The sequence below is a fragment of the Pseudomonas sp. GM25 genome, assembly GCF_000282255.1.
Classification (GTDB): domain Bacteria; phylum Pseudomonadota; class Gammaproteobacteria; order Pseudomonadales; family Pseudomonadaceae; genus Aquipseudomonas; species Aquipseudomonas aphyarum.
Genome location: NZ_AKJQ01000057.1, coordinates 57360 through 63662, shown reverse-complemented (window position 1 = coordinate 63662; position 6303 = coordinate 57360). Strand labels below are relative to the sequence as shown.

The following is a 6303-nucleotide window of genomic DNA, read 5'->3' as shown; positions in this document are numbered from 1 at the left end:
GCAACACGGCGTTCGATCAGGCGATCGGAGCCGCCTTCGGCAACACGGCGTTCGATCAGGCGATCGGAGCCACCTTCGGCAACGCGACGTTCGATCAGTCGGTCCGATCCGCCCTCGGCGACGCGCCGTTCCATCAGCCGATCCGAACCCCCTTCGGCAATCTGCGTAGGCGCCTTTCTGGCCCGGTACTGTTGCACTGATGAAGTTTCTGAATCCGGAGCACTGGTTTCCTGCCTGTTGGCAACCGGCATGTCGGGCAGGCAATTTGCGCCGAATGCATGAGTGGCAACTATCCAGGTGGCTGAAACAATGGCGACGGGTAATACCAATCCAATAGTTTTCATCGTGATCATCCTGAGTCGTGGTGGGATTTCGTTAATGAACTTCCGGGTGCAACCAGACAGGTTTTAATTCAATCGATTACTTCTAATGAGGAATGCCGTGTTCCTGCGCGGCCAAGCGAATACGGTTGTGCGCAATCAGGCGCATCACATAGCCCAACTTGATCGCGGTCGGCCCGAGGATCGTCATCCCGTGCGCGCCGACCAGCGCGGGCAAGGTCAGGTGAGCGTCAAACACATAAGCCAGGAAAATCCCCGCCATCAACATGCCCAGGCCGCCGATCAGCAATACGTGGGACAACTTCAGCACGCGATGCGAGTCTTCAAAAAAGTCATACATGTTGATCAGCCATCCCTGAGTTAATGAGCGGGTGGACAAGTTTCGGCGCGAACGGAAACCGCGCAGTCAATGACTTTGCAGGGCGTTGCATTTGATGGAGGGATTTTACTGTTGGCGGTAGGGATCAACCATGTTGCATAAGTCTGGTTTTATCCTTCCAGCGTATGGAGAAGTCATACCAACGTATATATACGACTATATATTTAATGGTTGATACCCAGACTTTCGGCCATTCGAACCAGATCGGCGAACGACTGCGCGCGCATCTTGCGCATGGCCTGACTGCGATGAATTTTCACGGTGATCTCGCTCAGGCCGATGGCACTGGCGATCTGTTTGTTCATCAAGCCCGAAACGGCCAATGCCATCACCGATTGCTCTCTGACCGTCAGTGTCCCGTGGCGTGTGCGCAACTCTTGATGGCGGCGTTCGCACTCGCGGCGCGACCTGTCCCGCGCATGTGCGGCGACCACGGCATCGATCATTGCCTGCTCGCGAAACGGTTTTTCCAGGAAGTCGACGGCGCCGGCTTTCATGGCGCGAACGGTCATGGCGATGTCGCCGTACCCGGTCATGAAAATGATCGGCAGACCGATTTTGGCGTCGGCGAGCGCCTGCTGAAAGACCAGCCCGCTGGTGCCTTGCAATCGCACATCGAGCACCAGGCAACTGGGCAGGTCAGGTCGCTCGTATTGCATGAAGTCGGCGACCGATCCGAACAGCTCGACCTGCAGGCCGATGGAGCGCAACAGGCTGCCAAGGGCCTCGCGCAGAGGGGCGTCGTCATCGATGATGAAAACGATGGGTTCCGGGTTTCGGTCGGGTGCTGGTTCTACTTCCATACGCTGGATGGCTTCGCGGCGATCGGGTTGCGCAGGATGCTGAACAATTCAACGGAAAGCTTTGCCCGAGCCTCCGGTTTTCATTGGATTTTTCTTGGGTAAGCGTCCAGAGACCATCGACCGCGTGTTCAGTCGATCGATGGCCTCGATGAGTCAGTTTCCTGCCCTGGCGACGATGGCAAAATTCCCCGGCGCCTTTTCCAGCAGGCCCAGAAATCTTACGAGATCGACCTTGCTGCCATCCACTTTCAGATCATCGGAAGTGAGCGTTTCCTTCAGCCCGGCGGTGCCGCCCAGTAGCTGGACGAACAGGTCCTTGGTGACGGTCAGCGTGGCGTTGGCGTTCGCCGCGGTCGGGCCTTTTCGGTAGTGCAGCACGGCGTTCTCGATCCACAGCACGAACGATTCATTCGTATCGGTCAGCACCAGATTGAACGTCCAGTTCTTGCCATCCGCCGCCGGCCCGTCGAGGCTCGCGGCCATGGCTTCGAGGAAGCGCTCGGTGGGCGTCTGCTTCATCAGTTCGATCAGATCGGAGCGTTTGACGCCCTTGGCTGGCGGGCCGTTGCGCAGCTCCATGGCCGCCGTCAGGTAGCTGTTGCGCCAGGTCGCCGATTCCGCCTGATAGCCCATCTGTTCGTAAGCGCGGGCCAGCAGTTCCTTGGCGGCCGTGTCGTCGGGTTTGGCGAGCACGGCCTGATCCAGCAGTTCGGCGACCCAGCGGTATTCGCCCTTGTCATAGGCCACGCGGGCGGCTTCAACTACTTTGGCGTTACCTCCCATCAATTCGACGTAGCGCTTGGCGGATTCCTTGGGCACCAGCGGATTCAAGTGTGCGGGGTTGCCATCGTAGGCGCCCAGGTACATCTGGTAGATCGCCTTGACGTTGTGGCGCAGGTCGCCGTAATAGCCACGGGTGCCGAAATACGAGGCCAGCGAATCCGGCAGCTGGATCTTGTCGGCGATCTCGTTGGGGGTGTAACCGGCGTTCATCAAGCGCACGGTCTGGTCGTGCAGGTATTTGTAGACGTCGCGGTGCTTGGTGATGAACTCGCGGATTCGCTCGTTGCCCCAGATCGGCCAGTTGTGCTGACCGAAATAGACCTCGGTGTCGCCCAGCTCGTCGAGGGCGATTTGTGTGTAGTCGGACCAGCGCAGCGCATCGCGTACCTTGGCGCCACGGATCGGCAAGAGGTTGTGCATGGTCTGCGCCAACAGCTCCGCACCGCCGTATGCCTTGAGCGCGGGGATCGAAAAAGTCAGCTCGGCCGGGGCTTCCGCGCCGGGCATGTTGTGGAACACAAAGCTGACGCCGTCGAGCTCCAGCGGCTGGATCGGCTGGTCGATGATCTGCGTCGGCGGCAGGATGCCCATGCTGCCGTAAGCGACGTTTTTACCCAGCCCGGTGTCGACGATGCCGGTGGCGCCCGGCGTCAGGTTCTTGCCGAACTGATACATCGAACGCCGCGCCATCGCCGGGCCCGCCAGGATGTTTTCGCTGGTGGCTTCCTCCATGAACCCGGCAGGCGCAACGATGGGAATATTGCGCTGGGCGACTTCGCTGCTTGAGGTGACGCCCAGCACACCGCCGAAATGGTCGGCATGGTCGTGGGTGAAAATGATCGCGGTGACAGGCTTGTTGCCCAGATGCTCGCGGGCGAATGCCAACGCGGCGGCGGCCGACTCCCGGGAGGTCAGCGGATCGACCACGATCCAGCCGTTTTGCCCGTCGATCAGCGTCATGTTAGCGATGTCGAAACCGCGCAACTGGTAAATCCCGTCGCGGACCTTGAACAGGCCGATCTGCGCGTTGAGCATCGCGTGCCGCCACAGGCTCGGGTTGACGGTGGCCGGCGCCTGGCCTTCGACGAAACGGTACGCATCGAAATCGATCAGGACATTGCCGTCGGAACCGAGGATCTTGCCGGTGGGTCGGGCGATGAAACCGCGTTGGGCATCTTCCATGTCCCGGTTGTCGCTGAGGTCCAGGCCCTTGATCGACGCCTGGATCACCGCTGCCGTGGCGGGCGTGGCGTCGCCGGCTGCGACGCCGGGCTTGTTGTCGCAGCCGCCGAGTGACACCAGCGTCAGGGCGATGATCGTGTAGAGGGTCGGTTTCATTCTTGTTGTTCTCCGAGGGTCGAATGCGCTCCAGCCTAGGGGCAGGGAGGCGATGTATCCAATGCATTGTTTACATCCGGATAATGCGTCGCTAGCATCGGGCGAATGGACCTTAAACGACTGTCACACCTACTCGCGCTGGCCGATGAACGCCATTTCGGACGCGCCGCCGAGCGCGTGCACCTCAGCCAGCCGGCCCTGAGCCGCAGCATTCAGGCGCTGGAAAGCGAAACCGGGCAGCGCCTGTTCGATCGCGACACCGGCGACGTCCGCCCGACGCCGGCTGGGGAGTTTCTGATCGAGCGGGCGCGGCGGCTGCTGTTCGATGCCCGGTCGCTGGAGCGGGACATGGCGCTCTACAGCGACCGCCAACTGGGCAGCCTCGCCTTCGGCGTCGGCCCGTTTCCGTCGGCCATGTTGATGCATCAAGTGGTGCCGCGACTGCGTCTGGATCACCCGGCGGTTACCCTGCGCGTGGAAGTGAACAACTGGCAGATTCTCGAAGCGCGGCTGCGCGCTGAAGCGATCGAATTCTTCGTTGCCGATATCCGCAACTTCACGGCGGAATCCGACCTGTTGATCCGTTCGCTGGGCCAGGTCTCGGCAGGCTTCTTCGTACGACCGGAGCATCCGCTGGCAAGGCGCAAAGTGCAGATGGGCGAACTGGAAGGCTACGGCATCGCCACGACGCGCCTGCCGGAAGTGGTGAAACTCGAGACCGCCAGAACCCTTGGCATCTCCAGCCGCCAGGCGCTGCCCATCGTGCTGGAGTGTGATGATGTGGCGTTGCTCAAGACCGTCGCTGGCTCGACTGACACCATCCTCGGCGTCATCCATGGCGCGGTGGCCGAAGACATTCGGGTGGGGCGTTTGATCGAGCTTCATGTTGTCGACAGGCCGGGATTTCATTCTGAAATCGGGGTGGTGAGTTTGCAGGGCAGAAGCTTGTCGCCGACGGCTTTGTGTGTGATTGAGGCGGTCGTTGCCGAGATGCAATCCGTTCACGTCGAACAATCCCCACGTCTTTAGAGATACGTCCTACAGCCACGATTTTCCTGCTTCGTTAACGTCGTGCAGCCTCTTGCGAGGGGCTGTCGATGCATGAACGAAAGGACAATCAGTGGCTGGTCAAAAGGACATTCCCCGGGTTCCCAACCCACCGGCAGGCGACGGGCATCACGTCACCTACCGCTACATGACGGCCACCGAACTGGCCGATCAGCAAGACCGACAAGACAAGTACGACGCCATGCTGGCGAGACAGGATGCTTTCGAGCGTAGCCGTGAGGTGACGGCGAACAAGCCTGAACCGGCGCGCGCGGGCTGTGTGTTTGCCAAGTCCTGCAAGTTGCCGGACGCGATCATTGATTACTCGAATCCTTCGGGGATGGTGCCGACTGACAGCCTGAAGGATTACGGCGAACTGATTTTGCTCGGTGGGCGTGAGGTCGATGACAGCGGTGGGGTTGAGCTCAAGAAAGTCAGCGGCACTGCCATTCCTGCGGGGCTGGGCACTTTCGCCCTTGCCGGTGAGGCGTTCAAGGCATTGCCCGCGCTGGCCTCTGCTGCCGTCATCAGCCCGTTGCTCGGTTTGGTGGCGATGTTCATGCCCTCGAACCTGGGCGACAGCGCGCTCTATACCGAAGACCAGTTGCTCGCCCTCAAACAGGCCCGAACCCGGGTGCGCCTGCGCGTTGAACAGCAGGCCGATGGCAGCCTCAAGGGTTACGGCTTCTATACCGGCAAGAATCGCGATTGGGAGATGGTTGATGTCGTGCAGTTCGTTGCACGCGATAGCCGGTTTGTTGCAGATCTTGGCGAAGGTGTTGAGCTGATCTGGACGCCGGCTGTGGACGGCTCCGATATTTTGGGCATTCCTGCGCTGGAGGCTGCTCCGCAGGCGCCGCATATCTGGGTGTATCCGCCGACGAAAGCGGCGGACGGGATTCTGGTGAATCCGGTTTATCCGCCGGAGTATCGGGATTTTATTCTGGTTTTTCCGGCGAGTTCCGGGGTTCGGCCGCTGTACATTGTCTTGAATGTTTCCAGCAGGAAGCTTCCCAGCCCCGACCACGATTACCATTCGGCACCTGAAACGGAAGAAATTGTCGGATTCCCGGGTTTGAAGGAAGCGAAGAAGAAAACACCAAAGCAGGGCGGTGGCGGACTTCGAGAACGCTGGACGGATGCTAAAGGCAGAAACATCTATGAATGGGACTCACAGCACGGAGAACTCGAAGCCTATCGTGCAAGTGATGGCAGCCATTTAGGGGCTTTTGATCATTTAACAGGTGAGCAGATTGACCCTCCCAAGAAAAACCGCAGCATTAAAAAGTATCTATGAGGCTGGAATGGGACTGAAAGTCAGATTGAATTGGTATGACAAAAAAACAGAGCTCGCTGAGGGAAAGGAGTACTCGGTCGATCTCGGTGATGACGGTTCGATCATCGAGTCGTTGGGCCTGCTGGAAGAAAATGAGATTTATGACGGCGGGTTTGATGTACGGAATGACTGGATAGCAAAATTACAGCCATTGTTTACCCACAAAATCGAACCTGCGGTATTCGACTACCAAGTGTCCTTTCGATACAGAACAACGTGGTGAGCAACCACTAGCAAAGGGGGGGCGGATGTATTTATGAAAATACTCCGCCCCCT

7 protein-coding genes are annotated in these 6303 nt (G+C 59.2%); 3 read left to right on the top strand and 4 right to left on the bottom strand.

Going from position 1 to position 6303, the window contains the following annotated elements:
* The 4 genes from PMI24_RS29555 to PMI24_RS22935 form a co-directional block, all read right to left on the bottom strand.
* A partial coding sequence (locus PMI24_RS29555) for a hypothetical protein (RefSeq protein ID WP_007958176.1) occupies positions 1 to 344 on the bottom strand: 344 nt, incomplete at its 3' end.
* 82 nt (positions 345 to 426) lie between these two features.
* Positions 427 to 681, bottom strand: coding sequence for a hypothetical protein (locus PMI24_RS22945; protein WP_007958175.1), 255 nt, complete (start codon positions 679 to 681; stop codon positions 427 to 429).
* Positions 682 to 884: 203 nt separating this feature from the next.
* The gene (locus PMI24_RS22940) at positions 885 to 1523 is read right to left on the bottom strand and encodes a response regulator transcription factor (protein WP_007958174.1); all 639 of its coding nucleotides are present in this window, start codon (positions 1521 to 1523) and stop codon (positions 885 to 887) included.
* Positions 1524 to 1676: 153 nt separating this feature from the next.
* Entirely contained in the window at positions 1677 to 3644 is a 1968-nt protein-coding gene (locus PMI24_RS22935; protein ID WP_007958173.1) for an alkyl/aryl-sulfatase, read from the bottom strand.
* A gap of 105 nt (positions 3645 to 3749) precedes the next feature.
* Here PMI24_RS22935 and PMI24_RS22930 point away from each other — a divergent pair, with 105 nt between their 5' ends.
* The 3 genes from PMI24_RS22930 to PMI24_RS22920 all read left to right on the top strand — a co-directional run bounded on the left by PMI24_RS22930 (position 3750) and on the right by PMI24_RS22920 (position 6250).
* Positions 3750 to 4673 (top strand): LysR family transcriptional regulator, encoded by a 924-nt coding sequence (locus PMI24_RS22930; RefSeq protein WP_007958172.1) that lies wholly within the window; start codon positions 3750 to 3752, stop codon positions 4671 to 4673.
* Positions 4674 to 4764: 91 nt separating this feature from the next.
* Entirely contained in the window at positions 4765 to 5988 is a 1224-nt protein-coding gene (locus PMI24_RS22925) for a colicin E3/pyocin S6 family cytotoxin (protein ID WP_007958171.1), read from the top strand.
* A gap of 7 nt (positions 5989 to 5995) precedes the next feature.
* Entirely contained in the window at positions 5996 to 6250 is a 255-nt protein-coding gene (locus PMI24_RS22920) for a colicin E3-like toxin immunity protein (protein ID WP_007958170.1), read from the top strand.
* Positions 6251 to 6303 lie beyond the last annotated feature (53 nt).